Source organism: Variimorphobacter sp. HTMS_6, assembly GCF_059717775.1.
The window spans coordinates 2,636,527-2,660,500 of record NZ_AP046094.1 but is presented as its reverse complement, the minus strand read 5'-3'; the positions used below and the strand labels follow the sequence as shown (position 1 = coordinate 2,660,500).

The 23,974-nt window shown below is 38.2% G+C and carries 22 protein-coding genes; 17 read left to right on the top strand and 5 right to left on the bottom strand.

Translation table 11 applies throughout. The features are described 5' to 3' along the window. Positions 1-120 precede the first annotated feature (120 nt). The 11 genes from AC6IWN_RS12045 to AC6IWN_RS11995 all read left to right on the top strand — a co-directional run bounded on the left by AC6IWN_RS12045 (position 121) and on the right by AC6IWN_RS11995 (position 12,481). On the top strand, positions 121-1,806 hold the full coding sequence (locus AC6IWN_RS12045; RefSeq protein WP_497987659.1) for an urease accessory protein UreH domain-containing protein: 1,686 nt from the start codon (positions 121-123) through the stop codon (positions 1,804-1,806). 50 nt (positions 1,807-1,856) lie between these two features. Further along, entirely contained in the window at positions 1,857-2,360 is a 504-nt protein-coding gene (locus AC6IWN_RS12040; protein WP_497987658.1) for a DUF2318 domain-containing protein, read from the top strand. 125 nt (positions 2,361-2,485) lie between these two features. Continuing rightward, on the top strand, positions 2,486-4,948 hold the full coding sequence (locus AC6IWN_RS12035) for a heavy metal translocating P-type ATPase (RefSeq protein WP_497987657.1): 2,463 nt from the start codon (positions 2,486-2,488) through the stop codon (positions 4,946-4,948). Between the two features lie 70 nt (positions 4,949-5,018). After that, the gene (locus AC6IWN_RS12030) at positions 5,019-5,696 is read left to right on the top strand and encodes a hypothetical protein (protein WP_497987656.1); all 678 of its coding nucleotides are present in this window, start codon (positions 5,019-5,021) and stop codon (positions 5,694-5,696) included. 63 nt (positions 5,697-5,759) lie between these two features. After that, positions 5,760-6,497 (top strand): response regulator transcription factor, encoded by a 738-nt coding sequence (locus AC6IWN_RS12025; RefSeq protein ID WP_497987655.1) that lies wholly within the window; start codon positions 5,760-5,762, stop codon positions 6,495-6,497. A 33-nt stretch (positions 6,498-6,530) separates the two neighbouring features. Then, positions 6,531-7,928, top strand: coding sequence for a sensor histidine kinase (locus tag AC6IWN_RS12020; RefSeq protein WP_497987654.1), 1,398 nt, complete (start codon positions 6,531-6,533; stop codon positions 7,926-7,928). A 208-nt stretch (positions 7,929-8,136) separates the two neighbouring features. Then, entirely contained in the window at positions 8,137-10,005 is a 1,869-nt protein-coding gene (locus tag AC6IWN_RS12015) for an APC family permease (protein WP_497987653.1), read from the top strand. Positions 10,006-10,352: 347 nt separating this feature from the next. Further along, positions 10,353-10,670, top strand: coding sequence for a PadR family transcriptional regulator (locus tag AC6IWN_RS12010; RefSeq protein WP_497987652.1), 318 nt, complete (start codon positions 10,353-10,355; stop codon positions 10,668-10,670). Further along, a complete protein-coding gene (locus tag AC6IWN_RS12005; RefSeq protein WP_497987651.1) occupies positions 10,671-11,432 on the top strand; it encodes a DUF1700 domain-containing protein in 762 nt (253 codons plus the stop codon). It abuts the gene before it with no gap. Next, positions 11,429-12,268 carry a DUF4097 family beta strand repeat-containing protein gene (locus AC6IWN_RS12000; RefSeq protein WP_497987650.1) on the top strand — a complete coding sequence of 280 codons (840 nt, stop codon included), beginning with the start codon at positions 11,429-11,431 and terminating at the stop codon, positions 12,266-12,268. Before AC6IWN_RS12005 ends, AC6IWN_RS12000 begins: the two co-directional genes overlap by 4 nt. Before the next feature lie 27 nt (positions 12,269-12,295). After that, entirely contained in the window at positions 12,296-12,481 is a 186-nt protein-coding gene (locus AC6IWN_RS11995) for a PspC domain-containing protein (protein ID WP_497987649.1), read from the top strand. Between the two features lie 94 nt (positions 12,482-12,575). Here the strand turns inward: AC6IWN_RS11995 and AC6IWN_RS11990 are convergent, their stop codons facing one another. Both AC6IWN_RS11990 and AC6IWN_RS11985 read right to left on the bottom strand, forming a co-directional pair. After that, positions 12,576-12,938, bottom strand: coding sequence for a response regulator (locus AC6IWN_RS11990; RefSeq protein WP_497987648.1), 363 nt, complete (start codon positions 12,936-12,938; stop codon positions 12,576-12,578). A gap of 13 nt (positions 12,939-12,951) precedes the next feature. Next, the gene (locus AC6IWN_RS11985; protein WP_497987647.1) at positions 12,952-13,839 is read right to left on the bottom strand and encodes a chemotaxis protein CheX; all 888 of its coding nucleotides are present in this window, start codon (positions 13,837-13,839) and stop codon (positions 12,952-12,954) included. Between the two features lie 467 nt (positions 13,840-14,306). On the opposite strand from AC6IWN_RS11985, the gene argS reads away from it, so the two are divergent. The 5 genes from argS to pyrF all read left to right on the top strand — a co-directional run bounded on the left by argS (position 14,307) and on the right by pyrF (position 20,219). Then, positions 14,307-16,073: an arginine--tRNA ligase gene (gene argS / locus AC6IWN_RS11980; protein WP_497987646.1), complete on the top strand. Its 1,767-nt coding sequence runs from the start codon at positions 14,307-14,309 to the stop codon at positions 16,071-16,073. 39 nt (positions 16,074-16,112) lie between these two features. Next, positions 16,113-17,447: an ATP-binding protein gene (locus AC6IWN_RS11975; RefSeq protein ID WP_497987645.1), complete on the top strand. Its 1,335-nt coding sequence runs from the start codon at positions 16,113-16,115 to the stop codon at positions 17,445-17,447. Positions 17,448-17,525: 78 nt separating this feature from the next. Continuing rightward, entirely contained in the window at positions 17,526-17,921 is a 396-nt protein-coding gene (locus AC6IWN_RS11970; RefSeq protein WP_497987644.1) for an NUDIX domain-containing protein, read from the top strand. A 16-nt stretch (positions 17,922-17,937) separates the two neighbouring features. After that, the gene (locus AC6IWN_RS11965; RefSeq protein WP_497987643.1) at positions 17,938-19,251 is read left to right on the top strand and encodes a dihydroorotase; all 1,314 of its coding nucleotides are present in this window, start codon (positions 17,938-17,940) and stop codon (positions 19,249-19,251) included. 38 nt (positions 19,252-19,289) lie between these two features. Next, on the top strand, positions 19,290-20,219 hold the full coding sequence (gene pyrF, locus AC6IWN_RS11960) for an orotidine-5'-phosphate decarboxylase (RefSeq protein ID WP_497987642.1): 930 nt from the start codon (positions 19,290-19,292) through the stop codon (positions 20,217-20,219). Positions 20,220-20,413: 194 nt separating this feature from the next. Here pyrF and AC6IWN_RS11955 read toward each other — a convergent pair whose 3' ends face one another. Together AC6IWN_RS11955 and AC6IWN_RS11950 are read right to left on the bottom strand one after the other, a co-directional pair. Beyond that, positions 20,414-22,114 carry a GMC family oxidoreductase N-terminal domain-containing protein gene (locus AC6IWN_RS11955; protein ID WP_497987641.1) on the bottom strand — a complete coding sequence of 567 codons (1,701 nt, stop codon included), beginning with the start codon at positions 22,112-22,114 and terminating at the stop codon, positions 20,414-20,416. A gap of 29 nt (positions 22,115-22,143) precedes the next feature. Continuing rightward, positions 22,144-22,617 (bottom strand): hypothetical protein, encoded by a 474-nt coding sequence (locus AC6IWN_RS11950; protein WP_497987640.1) that lies wholly within the window; start codon positions 22,615-22,617, stop codon positions 22,144-22,146. 191 nt (positions 22,618-22,808) lie between these two features. Between AC6IWN_RS11950 and AC6IWN_RS11945 the strand changes: the two genes are divergently transcribed. Next, the gene (locus AC6IWN_RS11945; protein WP_497987639.1) at positions 22,809-23,195 is read left to right on the top strand and encodes a putative signal transducing protein; all 387 of its coding nucleotides are present in this window, start codon (positions 22,809-22,811) and stop codon (positions 23,193-23,195) included. A 77-nt stretch (positions 23,196-23,272) separates the two neighbouring features. Here the strand turns inward: AC6IWN_RS11945 and AC6IWN_RS11940 are convergent, their stop codons facing one another. Further along, positions 23,273-23,797, bottom strand: a complete 525-nt coding sequence (locus tag AC6IWN_RS11940; protein ID WP_497987638.1) for a peptidylprolyl isomerase — start codon at positions 23,795-23,797, stop codon at positions 23,273-23,275. Positions 23,798-23,974 lie beyond the last annotated feature (177 nt).

Below are 23,974 nucleotides of genomic sequence, written 5' to 3'. Positions count from 1 at the left end.
GTGATTTATGATTCGCTTCTCCATATTATCTCCACATATTGTTGATATGATAAGAGCATGAAAAAGAAAGTTGTATCATTGATGATAACAAATCAGAGTAGATATTGAAGGGAGATTAGCATGTCTACAACTATTAGAAATAGCACATTGAAGGTCACCAATATGACTTGTGCCCATTGTGAAAGTGCAATTGAGAACGAATTATCAAAATATGAGGGAATCCTCAGTGTGAATGCAAAATATTCCTCCGGTAAAGTTGACATAGTATACGATGAGAATGTGATTTTGATCTCAAAGATAATTGAAGTGATTGAAGATACCGGATATCATGTGGAAAGTGAAAAAAAGCAAACTGGGAATGCTTCTACAGTAAAATCACCAAGTAAAACGGAAATGAAACAAAGCCGTGATTACTCTGATATTATTGCAATCGGTGTGATCATCTTCGCGTTATATATACTTGCGAAGCATTTTGGATTGTTTAATATCATCTATCAGTTTCCGGTAGCAAAGGAAGGTATGGGGTATGGCATGCTATTTCTGATTGGCTTGCTCACTTCAATCCACTGTGTTGCCATGTGTGGTGGAATTTGTTTATCCCAATGTGTATCGACGGATAGCACTAATAAACCCATGAACAAATGGAAATCTTTACGACCAAGTCTTTTATATAATTTAGGAAGAGTGGTATCCTACACCGTAATTGGTGGTATCGTTGGAGCACTTGGTTCCGTCATCAGCTTCTCAGGAACTATGAAAGGAATTGTTCAGATTTTAGCCGGTGTATTTATGGTAATTATGGGAATTAATATGCTTGGAATATTCCCTTCATTACGTAAATTCAATCCGAGGATGCCAAAGATATTTGCAAGAAAAATCTATGAGCAGAAGCAGAGTAGAAGCCCTCTCTACATTGGGTTATTAAATGGATTAATGCCCTGCGGACCATTGCAGGCAATGCAGCTATATGCTTTATCAACCGCAAGCCCTATCAAAGGAGCATTATCAATGCTGATCTTTAGTGTTGGTACTGTACCACTGTTATTTGCTTTTGGCGCAATCAGTTCCTTTTTAAGTAAGAAATTTACGAATAAAATGATGACGGTTAGCGCGGTACTTGTTATTATCTTAGGTCTATTCATGTTCAGCTACGGAACAAACTTGTCAGGAATCACATTACCTGGTGTATCAAATTCAACTGCTACAATAAAAAAAGAAAATATTGCTAAAGTGGAAGACGGCATCCAGACAGTTACAACAGGACTTTCCTCGGGAAGATATGAGCCAATTGTAGTTCAAAAGGGAATTCCGGTAAGGTGGACAATTCAGGCAGAACAAGGAGATATCAATGGTTGTAATAATGCGATTGTAATCTCGAAGTTTGGTATTACAAAAAAACTGAAGTTAGGGGATAATGTAATTGAATTTACACCTGATTCGGACGGAGTTATTCGATATAGCTGTTGGATGGGTATGATACGTAGCAGTATCACTGTTGTGGATGATATTAAGAATATTAATACTAATTCTCTTCCGGAAGACAATAGCATTCAAAGCTCAGGAGGTTGCTGTGCAACCACGGGTAATGATGTTCAGGATTCCGGTAACTCAGTAGAAGGTGAACCAGATACTAATCAAAGTGATCTTAATCTGCAACCATCGTCTGACGAGAGCGGTAACGTGCAGAATAACGATCCTCAATCAGTATTTGATAATAGTGATTCACAAGAAAATCAGCAAAATCCAGCAGATAATTATAATACTCAGGATGATTTATCAGATTTGGGTGGAGGATGTTGTAATTAATTATTTCTAAATTAGTGATTAATATTAAAAAAAGAAAGGTTAAGAAATATATGATGATGAAGTTTAGAGGAAAAAAGCTTGCAATTGTAGTGTTAATTGCGATAGCATTATTAGTAGTCGGTGGTGGATTATTAGTAGGACAGAATTTCGGTTCAAAAGCAGGTAAGAATTCATCCACTAAGGCAGTGGTTGATAATGATTTGGTAATCCAAACAAAAAATGTAACAGAAAAAGCTGGGTTTTACCCTGTTAAGATTGGCGGAACCGATATGGAAGTGATCGCTGTAAAAGCTTCTGATGGTACCATACGAACCGCTTTCAATACCTGTCAGGTCTGCAATAATTCCGGTAAGGGCTATTATAAAGAAGAAGGAAATCAGCTGGTATGCCAAAACTGTGGCAATCGTTTTGGAATGGATGACGTTGAGGTGACAAAGGGTGGATGTAATCCTGTACCGATAACGGATGAATATAAGAGTGTTAGTAATGATACAATTACTATTTCTAAGGATGTATTAAAGCAGGCAACTGTGTTGTTTCAAACTTGGAAGTAAGAAACGGAGGTAGTGTGAATTATTGAAAAACATAATTCACACTACGAAGTTTTGGTATGCTAAGGTTAGTGTGGAAATTTGTGCCTATGCTCAAATTCGCGGGTGTTGGCGGCTTGGAGGTTAATATGAATAAAGAAACGGTTAAAATAAGTGGTATGACCTGTGCTGCATGTGCACAGAGAGTACAGAAAGCAGTTGTCAAATTAGAAGGTGTCAACGATGCGAATGTTAATTTAGCAACTGAAAAGTTATCTGTAGAATATGATAACCAGGACATATCAATTGATGTGATAAAGGATGCAGTAATAAAGGCAGGCTACGGAGTGATTGAAGAGAGTACCAGTAATCAGGTGATTCTCCCGATTGGTGGTATGACCTGTGCGGCATGCTCTCAGAGAGTGGAAAAGGCAATTAGCAAGCTAGAAGGAGTAAGTAAGGTATCTGTTAATCTGGCAACGGAAAAGGCTACAGTGGAATATGACCCTCATCAGATTAAGCTATCAGCGATAAAGGCCTGCGTTGAAAATATCGGTTATCAGGTTCTTGAGATGGATAAAACTACTGTGGATGAAGACAGACTTCGTAAGGAGAAGGAGATAAGAACTCTTTGGACTAAGTTTACCGTAGCAGCGGTATTTGGTCTTCCGCTATTATATTTTGCAATGGTACCTATGATTTCTTGGTTGTTTTTACCGATACCGGATGCGATCCAACCGATGAATTATCCGCTTCGTTATGCATTGCTTCAGATCACGCTTGTTATACCGATTATAATTGCGGGATATAAGTTTTATACGGTCGGCTTTAAAGCGCTGATACAGAGGAGCCCGAATATGGATTCGCTGGTTGCAATTGGTACCACTGCTGCGGTTTTATTCAGCATCTATAATACATTTGAGATTATTAATGGTAATTTTCATGCGGTAGACAGCCTTTACTTTGAGACGGCTGGTGTTATTATTGCATTGATTTTACTTGGTAAATCCCTTGAGGCTGTATCTAAGGGCAAGACTTCCGAAGCAATTAAGAAGTTGATGGGGCTTGCGCCGAAGACGGCTACGGTGATCGAGGATGGAAAAGAAATCGAAGTTCTTATTGATGAAGTTGAGATTGATCAAATCATCTTAGTAAAGCCAGGAGAGAAGATACCGGTAGATGGTATTGTAATTGAAGGAAGTACTTCCATTGATGAAGCGATGCTAACCGGCGAGAGCATGCCGGTTGATAAGAAGATTGGTGACAAGGTCTACGCGGCAAGCATTAATAAAAATGGTATGATTAAGTTTAAAGTTACAAAAGTAGGCAGTGATACTGCCTTAGCACAGATTATTAAATTGGTAGAGGATGCACAAAGCTCAAAAGCGCCAATCGCTCAGATGGCGGATATCGTATCCGGATATTTTGTTCCGATTGTTTGTAGCTTAGCATTATTAGCGTTTTTGGCATGGTTTTTAACTGGAGAACCATTCTCCTTTGCAATTACAATCTTTATCTCGGTATTAGTTATTGCTTGCCCATGTGCATTAGGACTTGCTACTCCTACCGCGATTATGGTTGGTACCGGTAAGGGTGCAGAGAATGGCATATTAATCAAAGGTGGAGAAGCACTGGAAACTACTCATAAGATTAATACAATTGTATTTGATAAAACCGGAACTATTACGGAAGGAAAACCTGAGGTGACGGATATTATTACAACTTCAGAAATCTCCAGTGAACGATTATTACAGCTCGCAGCTTCCGCAGAGAAGGGTTCCGAGCATCCACTTGGAGAGGCAATAGTAAGAGGAGCACAAAAAGAATCGATTGATATAATTCCAGTGGATCAATTTAATGCAATTCCCGGACATGGTATTGAAGTTGTAATTGATGGAATTAATATATTAATCGGCAACAAAAAACTAATGGATGACAGAGGAATTGATCTAAAAGATTTTATCATTCAATCCGATAAACTTGCTGGTGAAGGCAAGACCCCAATGTACATTGCGACAGATCTAAAATTTGGAGGTATCATAGCAGTAGCCGATGTGGTTAAGGAAAATAGTGCAAAGGCAATTAAAAAGCTCCAGTCAATGGGAATTGAAGTAGCGATGATCACCGGTGATAATCTTAAGACTGCTCAGGCAATCGCAAAACAGGTTGGTATTGACCGAGTACTAGCTGAAGTTCTTCCTCAGGATAAATCCAATGAAGTGAAAAAACTTCAGGCAGAAGGATTAAAGGTATGTATGGTGGGCGATGGTATCAACGATGCGCCAGCACTTGTTCAGGCTGATGTAGGTATTGCGATAGGATCCGGTACGGATGTTGCGATGGAATCAGCAGATATCGTTTTAATGAAGAGTGATTTAATGGATGTGCCGACAGCGATACACTTAAGTAAAAGCACGATACGTAATATTAAGCAGAACCTTTTCTGGGCATTTGGTTATAATGTAGCGGGAATCCCGATCGCAGCAGGAATCTTGCATCTGTTCGGAGGACCGTTATTAAACCCGATTTTTGCAGCAGCTGCAATGGCCTTCAGCTCAGTTTCCGTTGTGTCCAATGCTTTGCGTTTAAAAAGATTTAAACCCTATCATTAAAAATATACACACTCAAATTTCAACCTGCGGATTGAGTCTGTAGGTTTTGATGAAAGGTATGGTAATAAATATGAAGAAGTTTTTAATTATGACAATATTCCTCGTCTCCGCAGTTGGTCTAAGTGCATGTGGTAAGTTGGATGTCATCCGTGATCACTCGGTTGATTCCTACGACAAAATACTTACATTGTCAGGTGACCAAATTCAATTGGATGAAACAGCTGAAAATTGGTCACTTACCGCTCCGGATGAAACAGCGAAATTCCTATGGAGTAAGGATACGAGTAAAACAGCACTTGATGTTAAGCTTGAAACAGATGTGAAACCGTTCCTAAAGGCTGGTTTGGATCCAGCAAAATTACCGAATGGTATGATTCAAGGTGATAAAATTGTTGTTGGAACAGATCTGGGCGATAAAAAAGTTGGATCCGATAAGGACAGCAGTGCTCTTAAAGCTTATGAAAACATTGTATTCCCCTATCGTAGCCATTTGAAGTATCATTCCAATCTAGACCATTTTGGAATTGATCTTGCAAACGGTAATGTATTTGAATGGGCAAAGAATACCAAAACAAATGACAAAGATATTGTATTTGTGCTCAACCCCAAGGTGCTTATTGATGCCGGTGTTGATCCGAAGAAAGTGGACGGATGGGTATTTGCAAAGGTTGATACGATGGACTCCAAAGGCAAAAAGATTCAAGTGGATAAGTTCCTAAAACCATTTAATTTGGATAAACAACCATAATAATGTAAAAGTAATGCCGGCAAAATAATGGGTTATTTCATTTTTGCCGGCAGTTAAAATATAATGGTTTTGTTGAAAGGTAAGGTAACTTTTATGACTGGTCAGGGTAGGAAAATCTTAGTGGTGGAGGATGAACACAAGATTGCAAGTGTAGTGATTTCATTTCTAGAAAGCAAAGGATTTGCTGTAGTTTGGGCGGATAATGGTAAAAAAGCAATTGAGATATTTGACAAGGAATCGATTACGATGATATTGCTTGATCTCATGCTTCCGGAGATCTCAGGAGAAGAGGTATGTCGGATAATCCGCAAAAAGTCTAGAGTACCAATTATTATGCTGACTGCAAAAGCCGATGAAGAGGATATGTTAGTCGGTCTGGGTATCGGTGCGGATGATTATATTACAAAGCCCTTTAGTTTAAAGGCATTATATGCGAGAATAGAGGCAGTGCTGCGTAGAGCTTCAAATGACCTGGAGGCACTAGTAAATAAAAGTGCTTATAATGAAGGGGATCTTGAGGTTGATTTTGTAAGTCGAACTGTCATGAAGCAGTCCAAGGAAGTTAAACTTACACCAAATGAATATAAACTGCTGATTACTCTAGTCAAATATCCCAATAAAGTATTTACCCGAGATGAGCTGATTGCATCTGCTTTTGGAGATGAATTTGAAGGGTATGACAGAACCATTGACAGTCACATTAAAAATCTTCGTCAGAAGATTGAAACTGATCCGAAGAAACCTATTTACGTTAGGACAATACATGGTGTGGGATATAAATTCGGCGGTGAATTCACATAAGATGGAATAATATGATAAAGAAAGGGTATAGGGATGAAAAGAGCTTTAAGAACCCAGCTATCACTTACGATATTAGCGATTGTTTTGGCAACAATCGCTTTAGTTAGTGTGCTTTCAAATTATTTTATTAATAAACAGTTTACGGATTATATCACACGCCAACAAGAATTAAAAAAGCAGATTATCATATCGAGTATCAGTAAACAATATACACCTTCAACGAAAAAGTGGGATGTGAGTTTTATCCATGCGATTGGCATGAATTCATTATATGAAGGCTATATTGTAAAGGTTTATGATGATAAAAACCGAGTATTATGGGATGCTCAGTCCCATGATATGAATTTATGTAATCAAATTATGAGTGACATATCGAATCGAATGAAGATTCAATATCCACAGATGAATGGTGAATTTAAAGCAGAGAGCAGTTCGATGTACTTAGACAATAAGGTAATCGGTAGAGTGAGTGTCGGATATTTCGGACCATTTTTTCTCAATGAAAATGAATTCAAGTTCTTGCACTCATTGAACCGAGTGTTGGTTGGAATTGGTTTGTTTTCTTTACTGCTCTCAGCGGTAGTCGGACATCTTCTTGCCAAAAGAATCAGTCAGCCGATTTTAAAGACGGTAGAAGTTACGAAGCAGATAGCAGATGGAAACTATGGTGTAAGATTGAAGGATGAAAGTAACACAGCAGAAATCACATTGTTGATGGAATCCATCAATCATTTAGCACAGTCCTTACAGACACTCGAAAAACTAAGAAAACAACTTACGGAAGATGTTGCACATGAGTTACGTACGCCAATCACAATCCTTCAGTCCCATCTGGAAGCTATGATGGAAGGCGTGTGGGAGGCTTCCCCGGAGAAGCTGGAGAGTTGTTATGACGAAGCACAGCGAATTGGTATCCTAGTAGGTGACCTGGAAAAGCTTGCGAGAATTGAAAGCGATAACCTAAAGCTGAACAAGCAGCAGATCTATTTGAATGAGCTTGTTGACAAAACCGTGTTAAACTTTGGATCAGAACTGGAAAGCAGAGATATTAAACTGACGGTATCAGGAACAAGGGTCGGTCTATATGCGGATCAGGATAGAATCAGGCAGGTAGTAGTCAATCTCATATCCAATGCCATCAAGTACTCAGGGGATAATAGTAAGATATCGATTGAGATATTTGAAACCAAGGATATGGCAGGATTGAGAGTGATAGATTCAGGCATGGGAATCCCCACAGAAGAACTTCCGTATATCTTTGAACGCTTTTATCGTGCCGATAAATCACGGAATCGTTCTACAGGTGGTTCTGGAATTGGATTAACTATCGTAAAGTCTATTATTGAGGCACATGGTGGAACTGTATTAGCGGAAAGTGAAGTTAATAAAGGAAGTAAATTTATCATAACAATACCAAAGAATCAAGCGTAATAAAATATTGTGATACTTTCTTAAGAAATATGAAATTTTTATTAAATTTATAACATTATCTTTAGATGAATCAAAAAATATTTACACTATCTTAACACATGAATCTATATAATAAGTAGATACTGATATTAGCATCCGATTTGCCGAGGAAACGGAATTTGGGAAATCAGAATTTGAAAAGTTATGTGTATAAGAGGAGAGAAAGTAAATGAACATTAAAAATATTCTTTTGGGAAAGCCGCTTAAGAATAGTGAAATTGCTCACGAAAAACTATCGAGAGTGTGGGGACTTCCGATTATGGCGAGTGATGCTGTATCATCGGTGGCTTACGCAATCGAAGAAATTTTACTTATTTTAATACCTGCTATGGGCTTATTGGCATTTCATACCCTGCCATTTATTGTACTGCCTATATTATTGTTATTGATTATTCTGGTCATATCATATTCGCAGATTATTGATCATTATCCAAATGGTGGTGGATCTTATGCTGTCGCTCAGGAAAACATAGGTCATACTGCAGCGATGTTATCTGCGGCAGCATTAACAATTGATTATATATTGACGGTTGCCGTTAGTATCTCATCATCAACAGCAGCCTTGTCTTCTGCATTTCCGGCACTTCATACCTACAAGGTAGAAATCTCTTTGCTTTGTGTTGCGATTATTACCTTAATTAATCTACGTGGTGTTAAAGAAGCGTCAAAAATATTTGGTTTGCCTACCTATATATTTATCTTTTCTATGGTAGCATTGATTATAACCGGGTTCTTCAAGTTGTTTACCGGTACATTACATCCAATCAGTTATTCGACTCCCATTGTACCGACAGAAACGATTAATGGACTCGGAATGCTGATTGTTTTAAAGGCATTCTCATCAGGATGTACTGCAATGTCCGGTGTTGAGGCAGTAAGTAATGCAGTGCCAAGCTTTGCGACCCCGTCACGTCGTAATGCAAAGCATGTACTATATATGCTTGGTGCCATCATTTTAGTTATCGTGGGTGGTACTTCCATTCTCGCTTGTAATCTTCAGGTTCAGTATGTGGAAGGTCATACCGTATTATCCCAGATGTCCTCCGCGGTATTTGGTCATACATTTATGTATTATACGATTCAGTTATTTACTTCATTTATATTGATTTTGGCTGCTAACACCGCATATAACGGTCTGCCTCAGTTACTGTATATCCTGGCGCATGACGGATATGTGCCAAGACAGTTTTCCTCAAGAGGAACAAAATTAAGCTTTTCCAATGGTATTATCTTTATCTTTATTGCTGCATCCTTGCTCATCATCGGATTTAAGAGTGACACCCATTTATTAATTCCGCTTTACTCTGTGGGGGTATTTGTCTCCTTTACGATAGCACAGTATGGTATGTTCAAAAAGTGGAGAACAATCAAGGAGAAGGGATGGCAGTACAAATGCTGGATCAACGGTTTCGGCGCAATCGTAACCTTGGTCGTATCGATTATTGTATTTAGTACAAAATTCACCGATGGTGCGTGGATATTAAGTATCGCGATTCCTGCATTGATGCTGTTGATGTATGTAATTAAAAAACATTACTCTGCAGTTGGCAATGAGTTGTATCTAGAAGAATATTGTCCTTATTATGATAAGGGGGGAGTTGCCTCAACACAGTGTATTCTGCTGGTGCATGATATTAACAAACCATTCCTAAAGGCAATTAACTATGCGAATTCAATCTCAAACGATATCACAGCGCTTCATGTGTGCCGTCATCCGGAACATGCCGAGAAGCTGAGAGCAGATTGGGATAGACTTAAGATTCCTTACAAATTAGAAATTATCGAAACCCCTTATCGTGATATAATTAAACCTATGGACAACTATTTGTGGGAAAGAGAGAAACAGCTTAAACATGGAGAAAATATCTCTGTTATAGTAATTAAGTTTGTAACAGCTCATTGGTATGATAGTATTTTACATAATCAGACCACGTATTTCTTCACACAGCATTTAAGTAAACATAAGAATGTCTCCACTGTAGTTCTACCGTTTCACTATATGCTTAGTGATAAATTCAATTGTGAGAAAAACTCATAGATTGGACTTTACTGAATAGATAAGGAAAGGCTACGCTAAACCATCAATTCCTATCGGATACTTGTATATCCGGAAGTAATTGAGGTTAGTGTAGCCTTTCTTTTTGATTTAAGGGTTTTTCATACATGGTTTTTTATATTGAAGTAAAAGCTTTGAATTAGTACTTTTGAAAATGAAAAGAAGGATGTGTGAAATATAAACAATAGATGTTATAGTCGCTAAGAGGGATTCAAATAATGTAAATATTTTAAATAACAATATTGACATATAATATTATATGATGTATAGTATTGTTAAATCAATAATATTAAATTAGATATAATGAAGTGATGGAAGGAGTTGTTGGTATGGTATTTAATACCGGTTCAGCTTTGCTTGATGCAATTGTGCTTGCTGTTGTTTCCAAAGAACCGGAAGGTACGTACGGATATAAGATAACACAGGATGTTCGATTGGCGATCGAAATATCGGAATCTACTCTATATCCGGTTCTTAGAAGACTCCAGAAGGAAGCATGTTTGGAAGTGTATGATTTGGAATTTGGAGGAAGAAACCGTAGGTATTACAAGATAACGGACGCAGGCTTGGCTCAATTAAAACTTTATGTTGATGAGTGGGAAAGCTATTATAAAAAGATTAATAATATTTTTGAAGGAGTGAAATAGATGACAAAGCTAGAATTCATGAAGGAACTCGAAAGCTTATTGTCCGATATCCCTTTAGAAGAAAGAGAAGAAGCTCTGAATTATTATAACGGATATATAGAAGATGCCGGAGAAGAGCATGAAGAGGATATATTAAAAGAATTGGGTTCGCCTGCTAAGGTGGCAGGAATTATTAAGGCAGATTTGAATTTGAATGAAGTAGATCGTGAAAGAAGTGGATTGTTTACAGAGAAGGGCTATCAAGATACCACCTATGCAGATGAAAAATTCGAATTAATGGGTGGCAAAAAGTCCAATGCCAATGGACAAAATCAGGGTGCAAAAGCCGAAACAGGTAGTAATAATTCTGAGAACAACCAGAATACATCGCAGGGTTATAAAGCACAGAACCAGGCGGATAATAATGGAGTGAAGGTAGTGCTAATTATAGTGTTATGTATCTTTGGATTTCCGCTCATCATGTCCGCATTTGGAGTATTCATCGGAATTGTAGCTGCAGTCCTGGGTGTTATAGTGGGATTTGGCGCAACCGGTGTCGCACTTTTCATAACAGGAATTGTATTATTTATCGCCGGTTTAGCAGAAATTACGGTTCCATTTATTGGATTAGCCTTATGTGGTTCAGGGATGATTGTATTCGGATTAGGAGTATTGTTCTTAATGGTAACTACATTCCTATGCAAAACAGTAATTCCTGCAATGTTCAAAGGCGTGGTATATATATGTAAAATGCCTTTTCAGAATAGGAGTGTGATAGCATGAAATCATTTATGAAAGTATGGCTGGGAATAGCTCTGATGGCGATTGGATTTGGTATAGTATTAGTGATAATCGCGTTTGCCACGTCCGGGTTTCATAAAGTAGAACCTACTTCATCGCTGCATCAAAGCTTTGAGGGTGTAAAAAGCATAGATATGGATATTGATTATCGTGCTGTAAAAGTAGTTACAGGTGATAAATTTGAGATCACTGCAGATAATGTTACAAAGAGTGAAATAGAATCCTATGTAGAAGATGGCACTTGGTATATCAAAGAGAATAATAAAGATCAGGTAAATATATTCGGCTGGAAGTTTCCCGCAAACCGCATCTTCGACTGGGATAATTCAAATAAGATTAAGGTTACCATTCCAAAGGAATTCGTGGCAGATAACATCCAAATTAGCATTAAAGCAGGGGCATTGGATGCTGAGGAGTTGAATGCGGGTACCTGTGACTTGGATGTACAATCCGGCAGACTCTATGTAAAGAACCTGACGGTGAAAGAATCCTCTAGGTATCATGTTGGAGCCGGTGAGATAAAAATCGACCAGATAAAAGCGAAAAATATTGATATGTCCTGTGAGGTTGGAAATATTAATGTATCTGGTGATATTACGGGAGAAAATGTAATCAAAAACAATGTAGGTAATGTGGGTCTGAAATTAGACGGAAAAGAATCAGATTATTCCTATGATGTCAGCTGTGACGTCGGAGAAGTAACGGTAGGAGATTCAAGCTATCATAATATAAACAATAAAATAATCAATCAAAAAGATGCAAAGAATAATATAAAATTAGATTGCGATGTTGGGCAAATAAATGTAAAATTTAACTAATAACATATCTGAAAGGAGATTAAAACTATGGAACCAAAAAGACTTTATAAATCAAGTACGAACAAAATGATATGCGGAGTATGCGGAGGAGTAGCTGATTATTTGAATGTTGATCCAACTATAATTCGTTTGTTGTGGGTAATATTCGGCTTTACAGGACTCGGTGTATTCGCTTATATTGTAGCAGCCGTTATTATGCCATATCAGGTATAAAGATAAAATAAAGATAAAATAAAAGATAAAGATAACAGGGTCGCGGCACGTTTTTTGTGCGACGGCCCTGTTTGTGTCATAGTTTATGTCATAATCAAGAGTTTAAAACCTTATTAATAATTTCGATAATCTGTGTTGCCTCGAATGGTTTCGCAAGGAATTCAGCTGCACCAAATTTAACGGCGTCTACCATCTTAGCTTTTTGACCAGCAGCAGTAACCATGATAACTTTAGCTTTCTTATCATACTCAACGATGGATTTTAATGCTTCCAAACCATCCATTACAGGCATTGTTATATCCATGGTTGTTATATCTGGATTTAGTTCTTTATATTTCCCATAACCTTCTTCACCATTGGCAGCTTCACCAACTATTTCATGTCCGTTTTCCTCAAGTATACTTCTTAGAATTTTTCGTGATGTTTTAGAATCATCAACCATAAGAATCTTTGCCATGATTATATCCCTCCTAGTTTATCTCGACCGGATGATCTACTGCAACCAGTAAATCGGACTGAGCACCATTAATTATAATTGGAACTACATAGATATCTCCGTTTGCTGAAAGCTTCTTCTCAGAATAGTAGAGAGGAGGAGTCATATCTATTTGTATGTCTTCGTGACTGAGCTTTGAAGCGAATAAACCATTGCAACAGTTAATAAATTCACAAACTGCATCAAAAGCATCATCATCCACTTTAGAGAAGTCTTCTTTCGCGAATGGACTTGCGATTGTGGTCAGCTCATTTCCTACAGAGGCAATTCCTATAAAGAATTCATGGTCTCCAATCATCTTCTGAGAAGCGAGAGCTCCATATGTATATTCACTTACTTTTGTGATTTTTTTAATAATAATATCACTACTGATAAAGCGTACGAAGTTTCTCAAATATAGGCCGATAAGCTGATTGATCAAAGAGGAGTCAGTTACATTAAATATAGAAATAATACGATCAATATCACCGGATTTTAAAGCATCAATATCTAAATCAGTAAACTGATTATCTGCTTTGAAGCTTTCAATGTATTGATTTAATTCATCTGTACTTAAGATATTATTTTCCGTAACAACCTGGACAAATTGAAGATAAGGATTCCCCTGCATATTGAGAAGATGAGTAACCTCTTCTTCTAATAAATATCCCTTTTCAATTGCGATATCACCAAAGCGGCGATCCATACTTCGCTGCAATTGATTGATTTCCTCCGCCTGTTTTGCGGTTAATAACTTTTCTGAAACAGCAATCAGACCCAGTTTAACTCTTGTTTGTTGTTGTTTAAGAATTATTTCTTCAAATTGAGTCGAGTTGATCAAACCCTTTTCCACTAAATAATTACCAAAATAAAGCCCGAACATGATGTTTCTCCTTTCGTATTTCAAGATAATCTCTCGATCATTCCTTTTAACGAGAAAATCCGCGCTATGTACCCCATACATTATTTGAAACATATTTACGAAAAATATGCTTCACAGAATTCTCATATAGAATGTTTGCTATAAACTAATATACAACATTTTAGTCAAAAAAAATACCCTATTTTTCATATTTTTAAAAAATGTTTCTATAATTTGTGTAAAATAATAAATTTCTTTGTTAATAAAATACAGAAAGTATCAATTAAATACTTAAAATTCGTGAGTGATAGAAAAGGAAAAATTTTTGTTATATGATGACAATCCACTTCATCTATGATAAAGTATTGTTTGAGTTTAAATTGGAAATATGTATATATAATGAACATATCTTACAAAGCAACGGAAAAGGGTATGTACAGTTGATTCGACACAGAAGCACGTTGAGGTGCTTTTTATGGAGGTACGATATGAAAACAATAATTGAATTAATCTCTAATGAGGTGAAGGAAGCATTTAAAATAAACGGTTTTGAAGAGAAATATGGTATAGTAACCATTTCAAACCGTCCTGACTTATGTCAGTATCAATGTAATGGTGCGCTGGCAGCAGCAAAACAGTATAAATCTGCTCCTATTAAGATTGCTGAGCCGGTTGCTGAAACTTTGAGAGCGAGTGAAACATTTGAAGAAATAACCGCAATCATGCCGGGATTTATCAATATTAAAGTGAGTAATCAATTTTTGGCTAATTACTTGAATGAAATGAAAATAGCCGAACAGTTCGGATATGAGAAGGATCCGGATCCTAAGAAAATATTAATAGATTACGGCGGCCCTAATATTGCGAAGCCTTTGCATGTTGGTCATATGCGTTCCGCAGTTATCGGTGAAAGTGTAAAAAGATTACTTCGCTTCTGTGGTAATGATGTTACGGGTGACGTTCATCTGGGCGACTGGGGTAAGCAAATGGGACTAATCATCGCAGAGTTAAAAAGACGCAAACCGGAATTAGCATATTTTGATGATAGTTATGAAGGAGAATATCCAACAGAAGCTCCATTTGATATTACGGAATTAGAGGAGATTTACCCTGCTGCAAGTGAATATTCTAAGTCAAATCCGGATTTCCACGAAGAAGCAAAACGAATCACCTATGAATTACAGAACGGACATAGAGGATATACCGCAATCTGGAATCATATGCTGGATGTATCAGTAAATGATATTAAGAGAATATATAAGACACTGGATGTATCCTTTGAATTATGGAAAAAGGAAAGTGACGTACAGCCTTATATCCCACCGATGGTACAGTATTTAAAGGATAACAACTATACTCGTATCAGCGAGGGTGCATTGGTTGTTGATGTTAAGGAAGAAACAGACACAAAGGAGATTCCGCCTTGTATTATCTTAAAATCAGACGGAGCATCTCTATATAATACAACGGATCTTGCAACAATTGTGGAGCGTATGGAACTCTTTAAGCCGGATCATATCATCTATGTTACCGATAAGCGTCAGGAGCTTTATTTTGAGACGGTTTTCCGTTGTGCTAGAAAAGCAAAGCTAATCAATGAGGATACTAAGCTTACTCATATAGGATACGGTACGATGAATGGGAAGGACGGGAAGCCTTTCAAAACCAGAGAGGGCGGTGTTATGCGTCTTGAAAACCTGATTAAGGGTGTGAATGACGATGTATATCGCAAAATCATGGATAACCGTGATATGGAGGAGGGGCAAGCAAGGGAAATCGCTGCTCAGGTAGGTCTTGCCGCATTAAAATACGGTGATTTATCCAATCAGGTAAGTAAAGATTATATCTTTGATATTGATCGTTTTACCTCCTTTGAAGGTGATACTGGTCCTTATATCCTTTATACTATAGTAAGAATTAAATCAATTCTTGCAAAATATGCTGAGCTGAATAAAGGTACCGGAGCAGATACAATCATATCTGCAACAACACCTTCCGAACAGGCCTTAATGCTAGAGCTAACCAAATTCAACGAGATGATACATGCAGCCTATACTGATATAGCACCTCATAGAATTTGCTCCTATATCTATGATTTAGCGAATGAATTCAATAGCTTTTATCATAATACGAAGATTATCACAGAGGAAGATGCAACAAAACAGGCATCCTGGATTGCTTTAATTACGTTAGTTCAGGATATCTTACTCACAAGTATAAACCTTCTTGGATTTGAAGCACCGGAACGTATGTAATAAACGAGCATTGAAGTGTGGTTAGGGGGATGAGATAGAATGTATCGTTATATATCAAAGCTTGTCGTGTATAAAAATATCGAAGAGGACAGTATTCTATTAAGGCTTGCCAATCTGATCAAAGAATATGATCGATATCATGAAGATCAGAAAGATACGGTATTTGTGAAAGAGGATATTACCTCTAGGATATATACCTTAATACATCAATTATTAGAGCTCTCAACGGAGTATGGGTTTAATCATAATCTATGGCATAATTATCTGGCATATCTTCTGGCAACGACGGAAAATCCGTTCAGTATTACATGTGAGAAGGTAGGTGAAAAGGAAGGCACTGTAAATCAGTTTGCTAAAAATGATTTTAAGATATTTAAGCAGCTGTTTGACTATGACTTTAGTTCATTGGAACAAGCGCTGGAGATTGATTGCTTCTCTGTGATATGTAATTATCATTCGATTGAAAAGAATAGCAGCAGATACAATGCAAGCGTTAGTGAAAAGGTTCGTATGCTGAGTGAGCAGATAGCGACATCTAAGGATGAACACGAAATATTTGAAGCAGTTACTTCATTTTATCGTGATTACGGAGTAGGATTATTTGGACTGAACAAAGCCTTTCGAATCAATAAGGAGAGCGGCAAAACCGAGTTGGTACCGATCACCAATACACTTGAGATTAAGTTGGATGATTTGGTAGGATACGAGATTCAAAAAAAGAAGTTGATTGATAATACCAAAGCATTCATAGAAGGAAGAAAAGCAAATAATTGCTTATTATTCGGTGATAGTGGAACCGGTAAATCCACTTCGGTAAAGGCGATTTTGAACGAATATTATAAGGAAGGGCTTCGAATTATCGAAATCTATAAGCATCAATTCGAAGATCTCTCCTCTATTATTGCTAGAATTAAAAATAGAAATTATAAATTTATCATTTACATGGATGACCTGTCCTTTGAGGAATTTGAGATTGAGTACAAATATTTAAAGGCAGTGATAGAGGGTGGATTGGAAAATAAGCCGGACAATGTTCTGATCTATGCAACCTCTAACCGCAGGCACTTAATTAGGGAAACCTGGAATGACCGTTCTGATATGGAGACAACGGAGGAACTGCACCGTTCTGATACGATGGAAGAGAAGCTGTCATTGGTTGCAAGATTTGGTGTTACGATTAATTTTTCATCTCCGGACTTTGATGAATTCATGGAAATCGTCAGAGTGCTGGCCAGACGCCATCCTGGTATTCAACTTACCGATGAGGAACTATATGCGCAAGCGAATAAGTGGGAACTGTCGCATGGCGGAAGATCAGGTCGAACAGCCCAACAATTTGTAAATTATCTAGCAGGACAACCTATTTTAGAATAATTGCTACATTTCGTTTTCATTACGTACCTTAGTAAAGTCACATTGTCTATAACATAGAATAGCAGATTGGAGGATGGCATGGATAAATATAGTATATTGGTAAAAGGAATTGTTCAGTATGAGGATAAATACCTGGTAGTAAAGAGATGGTTTGATGATCGTGTTTCAGATCCATATCAATGGGGGTTTGTTGACGGTGGGATTGAGTTTGGAGAGGCACCGGAAAAGGCAGTTCTTAGATTGGTTTTTGAGCAGACAGGGTTACCGGCATCCATTGAACGAATTCTCTATACCTGGTCATTTATGACGGGAGATGTATATAATATCGGGATCAGTTATCTGTGTAGGGTTACCAACAGTGAAGTGGTTCTTTCGGAAGATTTGGTGGATAGTAATTGGATACGGAAGGAAGAATTTGAACACTATCTTGACCATAAGGTATTCCTAGATGTGGAAGAGTCGGAAATTTCATAGATAAAGGGAGAAAAACATGCTTACTTTAATTAAGAATGGTTATGTGATTGATCCTGCTTCAAACAGAGAGGGATTATTTGATGTACTGATTGACGGAGATACCATTGTGAAAGTGGCTAAGAACCTGAAAGAAAGTGAGCTCATTAAGCAGGGGAATAAGAAGGAAGATCAGCTACATGTTATCAATGTACATGGTAATTATGTTATGCCCGGATTTATCGATCTTCATGTGCATCTACGTGAGCCCGGTTTTGAATATAAAGAAACAATCCGTACCGGTTCTATGGCGGCAGCAGCCGGAGGATATACGGCGATTTGTCCAATGCCGAATACGAAACCAGTAACCGATAGTCCACAAATGATTCAATGGATATTAGACAAAGCAAAGCAGGATTCGGTTATTAATATCCTACCGGTCGGTGCTATCACGCTCGGTCAGGAGGGTAGTGAACTTACTGACATTCCGGCAATGAAGGGAGCGGGAGCTTGCGCTCTGAGTGAGGATGGTAAATCAGTAATGGACACCGCCTTATATGCTCAGGCGATGAAGATTGCAGCAGAGCAGGATATTCCGGTATTTGCGCACTGTGAGGATAAGAGCCTTGTTGGAAAAGGTGCAATTAATGCAGGCAAAAAGGCTATAGAGCTGAATGTTGCTCCAATCAGTAATGCGGTAGAGGATATTATAACAGCCAGAGATATACTGCTTGCGAAGGAAACAGGTGCCAGACTTCATCTGTGCCATTGTTCCACAGCGTACAGTGCAGTTATGGTTGAGTTTGCGAAAAAAGAAGGGTTAAATGTGACTGGTGAGGTATGCCCCCATCATTTTATCCTAACCGATGAGGATATACCCGGTGATGTCGCAAATTTTAAGATGAACCCCCCACTTCGTTCTGCTGAAGATGTACAAGCCCTTAAGGAAGCTTTACGAGATGGAATTATGGATGTAATCTCTACAGATCATGCCCCGCATTCTGAGGAGGAAAAAGCAAAATCAATCGCAGACGCGCCATTTGGTATTGTAGGTTCGGAGACAGCATTTGCATTAACCTATACCGAGCTTGTTAAGACAGAATATTTAACTCCGGCACAGCTAGTGGAGAAGATGAGTGTCAATCCCGCGAAGATATTAAGGATCGACAGAGGTTGCATTGGTGAGGGCAAAATTGCGGATCTTGTAATCATTGATCAGAATGCTGAGTATCTCATTGATAAAAACACATTTTATTCTAAGGGAAAGAATACACCATTCCATGGTAAGAAGGTATGTGGCAGAGTGATGTATACTTTTGTAGGTGGTAAACCGGTTTATGAGTATATGAAGTAGATTAAGAGGTTACCCTCTATGATATAAGGAGAATGAAGATGATAAACAAATTAGTGGAGAAAATTGAGAAGTTAGAAGCACCAATTGTTGTAGGTCTTGATCCTATGTTGGATTTTGTTCCGAACCAAATTCTGCAGAAAGCATTTAGCGAAAAGGGTGAAAACATCGAGGGTGTGGCAGAAGCAATCTGGCAGTACAACAAAGGGATTGTGGATGCAACCTATGATTTGATTCCTTCCGTAAAACCACAAATTGCGATGTATGAACAGTTTGGAATCGAAGGATTAAAGGTATTCCATAAAACTGTGGAGTATTGCAAAGAAAAGGGACTTGTTGTAATCGGTGACATCAAACGTGGAGATATCGGTTCCACTTCTGCAGCTTATGCAACAGGGCACCTTGGTAAGGTTTCAATTGGTGGTAAGGATTACCGTGGCTTTGATGAAGACTTCATTACTGTAAATCCATATCTTGGTTCTGATGGTGTGAATCCTTTTATTGATGTGTGTAAAGAAGAGAATAAGGGACTATTTATTCTTGTGAAAACCTCCAATCCTTCCAGTGGCGAGTTCCAGGATCAATTAGTGGATGGAAGACCATTGTATGAATTGGTAGGTAAAAAAGTTGCCGAATGGGGTGAGCAGCACATGGGTAACTCCTATAGCTATATCGGTGCAGTAGTCGGAGCAACCTACCCTGAGATGGGTAAGATCCTTCGTAAGCTGATGCCTAAAACTTATATTCTTGTACCCGGATATGGAGCACAGGGGGGGAAAGCGGAAGATTTGGCACCTTATTTTAATAAGGATGGTCTTGGCGCAATTGTTAACTCCTCCAGAGGTATTATTGCAGCATATAAGTTGAAGGGATATGAAAAGTTTGGTGCTGAGGGTTACGCGGATGCATCTAGACAAGCGGTAATTGATATGCGAGAGGATTTAAAACAGGCTTGGCTTGCAACAAAATAAAATAGACTAAGACGTTGATAACAATTATGTCATTAGATATCTATAGTATAATAAGAGGCGAATTCAAGAGAGACGGTATTAATATAAGGAGTATTCCTGTATAAAATACCGTATTAGAAAATTGAATTCGCCTCATGTTCTGCTCTATACTATGTAATTCTTTAAGAGAAATATGTGCTATGAATCATATGTTTCTAGCTAAAATAAGTATTATTGATCTTCTCAGCAGTCCGTGTTGCAAGTGCCTGAGTGGTCAGTGTTGGATTTGGACCACCCAAACTGTTATACAATACACTGTTGTCCGCGATATATAAGCGCTTCACTTGAAGTGCTTCGCAATTCGTATCAGTTACATATCCCATTCTCATGGTACACATAATATGAATATAGATTTCAGGCGGCCAGTTTCCCCTTATAATTGTCTTAGCTCCGGCGGCTCTTAAGATACCGGAAGTGATTTCAGCCAGCTTTTCACGTTTTTCAATATCAGCCGAACTTGGGGTGTAGCGAATTACTGGGATGTATCCATGCTCATCCTTTCGTTCAGGATGTAAGGTTATGCTGTTATTCTGATTTACCTCATCATCAATAAAGGTTGTTACAAATAAGCTTCTTGTGTAATCTTTCATGAATTCTTTTAATTGCTCCCCAATAACGATTCCTTCATAATCCCACGGCTTTGTACCATATGTCGGGTTGGCGCCTGTAAAACCGGTTCCGGTTGCATAATATACGGAGGACAATAACCCCGGTGTCATTCCAACGGTAATAATGACACCTAGTCCGGGGTAAGCAAACCTTGCAGCAGCATTTTGACCGACAAATGGTTTGATATCCGATACTCCGAGTACATCGAACAGATTCTTCTCATCAAAGATACCTGTGAATCCATCAAAGTAATGATTCACTAACCCTTTACCGACCCATGGGTTTTCAGGTAACCCGGAATTTAGCCATAGACGCGGACTTTCTACTCCGCCGGCTGCCATTACGATTACCTTACCATAGAATTCATTGCTTTCACCTGACCAGGTATCTCTGGTAACGACACCAATCGCATGGATTCCTTCAGCGGTATTTTCGTCAGTTAAAATCTTTGTTACGAATGTATTAGGGCGCACTACAATATTGCCAGTGCTTAGTGCTCTTGGGATATAGCTAACCAAGGTGGTTCGTTTTGCTATCCCTTCGATGGTAGGACCTATATGACAACCGTTTACACAGTGCCCTCTCAAGGTACATCCAACGGCAGTATTATTATTAAAGTTAAAGTTAGGATTGTTTATCGCTGGGTTAGTTCTTAATATTGCATTTGGTTGAGGTTGATATCCGATTCCAGTGTTATCACTTCTAGGGATATAATTCCATCCAGCCTTTTTGGCACCATAGTAAAAAATTTCTTCTTTTGCAGTAACAGGAGCGGTATTAACGGGAAGAGTTGTCTCCACTCTGTCATAGTAGGGAACTAGTTCACTATAGGGGATAGGCCATATATTATCAACGGATATTGGAAATGCACGCGGGGAATTACCAAAGTAGTGAAGTGTGCTTCCGCCAATGCCGGAATTTTGCCAGGTCAGACCTCCGATTCTTTGCCATGGAGGGCGAGATCTGTCAGCCGGCCCCCATCGGAACTTTCCGGTTGCCAGATCATTCATATCATCTTCCAGATCGGTAAAGCTTTCTTTTAGTAGATCAATACTCAAATCATCGTAGCTAGAGCTGGAGTCTGCTCCAGGCTCTGCATTTGGCTTGGGCCATTTCTTGTTACCATACCAAGGGCCTGCATCCAGCAGAAGAACTTTCCTGCCCTTTTGACAGAGTTCCTTCGCTGCAACAGCGCCACCGCCGCCACCGCCGATAATAATGACATCATATCCGTTTTCTTGATTCATGAGCTTTTCACCTTTCATTACATTTCAGTTTATGTGAATTGATAAGATCTTAAAGCATGGTATCCCAGTGATGGACCCGGATAGCGGATCTGCTTCCAACTAAATGGATAAAACTCCAGTACCCGCTGGTTAGGTTCGTTAAGACGTGTTGATCCATATCCGTACCATTCTGAATAGTAGCCCATCATCGTAGTTCCAATCATGGGGAAAATATCGAAGTCACTTTCGGGGAGAAGTGTTTGGTGACTGGCGATATCTATCATTTCAACAATCGGGATAGATGGAGATAGGTCTAAGCTTGCTTGCCTTAAGATTATGAATTCATCGATATGGGCATCAAGTGCACCATAATACTGAATAATTCCGAATTCATATGCGAGTAAGGGAGATCTGGGAATAATCATATCTACAATAACCTGGTAGGCGCTATCCGTGTTCTCGAATAAGGCCCAATTTGGATAATTTATCTGAGTTTGATCTGCACCAAAAGAGGATTCCTGCATATTACAACCTGCCTGGAAGAAATAGTATAATAATGAATATGAAACTTTTTGGTTATCTATGAATAATCCGTATAGTTATTAGTATTTAATTAGAAATAATTAATAAAATGAGTAATAAATTTACATATAATAGAATGAGTGGTAAAATAGAGATAAATAGATACCGAATATAAATAAGGTGGTGTAGATATATGGAAGAGAATATAGAAAAGGTTGAGGCAATGAAACCGGTAAAACTGATTTCAGCGTCTAATTCGATTGAAGCTGACATGATTGTGGATATACTGGAGAGCAACGGAATTCCTTGTATGAAAGAACAAAGAGGAGCCGGAAGCTATATGAATATCGCATATGGTTTTTCGGTATATGGGACTGAAATTTTTGTGGATGCTGGGGATTATGAGCACGCATTAGAATTAATTAAGGAAGTGTCGAATGAGCCAAGTGAAAAAGTGGTAGAAGATGATAACGTCAAAGATTATCCCTTCTATCGTAATCCGCGTATCATAGCACGTATCTGGTTAGCTGTATTTATCGGCGGAGGGTTATTGATATACATTGTAAACAAGATTAACTAATATACGAACCGGTTAAAGATATGTAAATGGGCTGTTGCAAACAAGTTGCAACAGCCCTGTATATTTTGATTATATAATTAGCATTTTTCCGGTTCTGGATAATCCACGCCGAATGTTTCTACGGTTAGTTTTTTCATTATCTGTGCTTCTAGAGGAGCATCAGAATAATCTGTCTTCATCTCTGCTATCTTATTTACTGCATCCATACCTTCTGTAACTTTACCGAATGCTGCATAGGAGCCATCAAGATGAGGAGAATCCTTATGCATAATAAAGAATTGAGAACCTGCAGAATCAGGACGTTGTGATCTTGCCATAGAAAGAACACCAGCAGTATGTTTTAAGTCGTTTTTGAAATTGTTGTAAGAAAATTCGCCTGCGATGGAATAATCTGGACCGCCCATACCGGTTCCTTCCGGGTCGCCTCCCTGGAGCATGAAGCCACGAATAACTCTGTGGAATTTAAGTCCATCGTAAAAACCTTTTTTTACCAAAGAAATAAAATTGTTTACAGTGTTTGGAGCTATCTCAGGATACAATTCAATTTTAATGATATCACCATTTTCAAGTTCCATTGTAACGATTGGGTTAGTATTAGCCATATTCATCCATTTCCTCTCAGTTTAAGAATTATTCTTTTTTATACATTATTACTTAATTCTTGTAAACACCCTGATGGTAAATATATCATAGGTAATTCTTTGTGTCAAGGCAGTGGAAAATCTTACTTTCGATTGGTCTAGAATAGGATTATATACAAGATAGTTATAAATTTACAA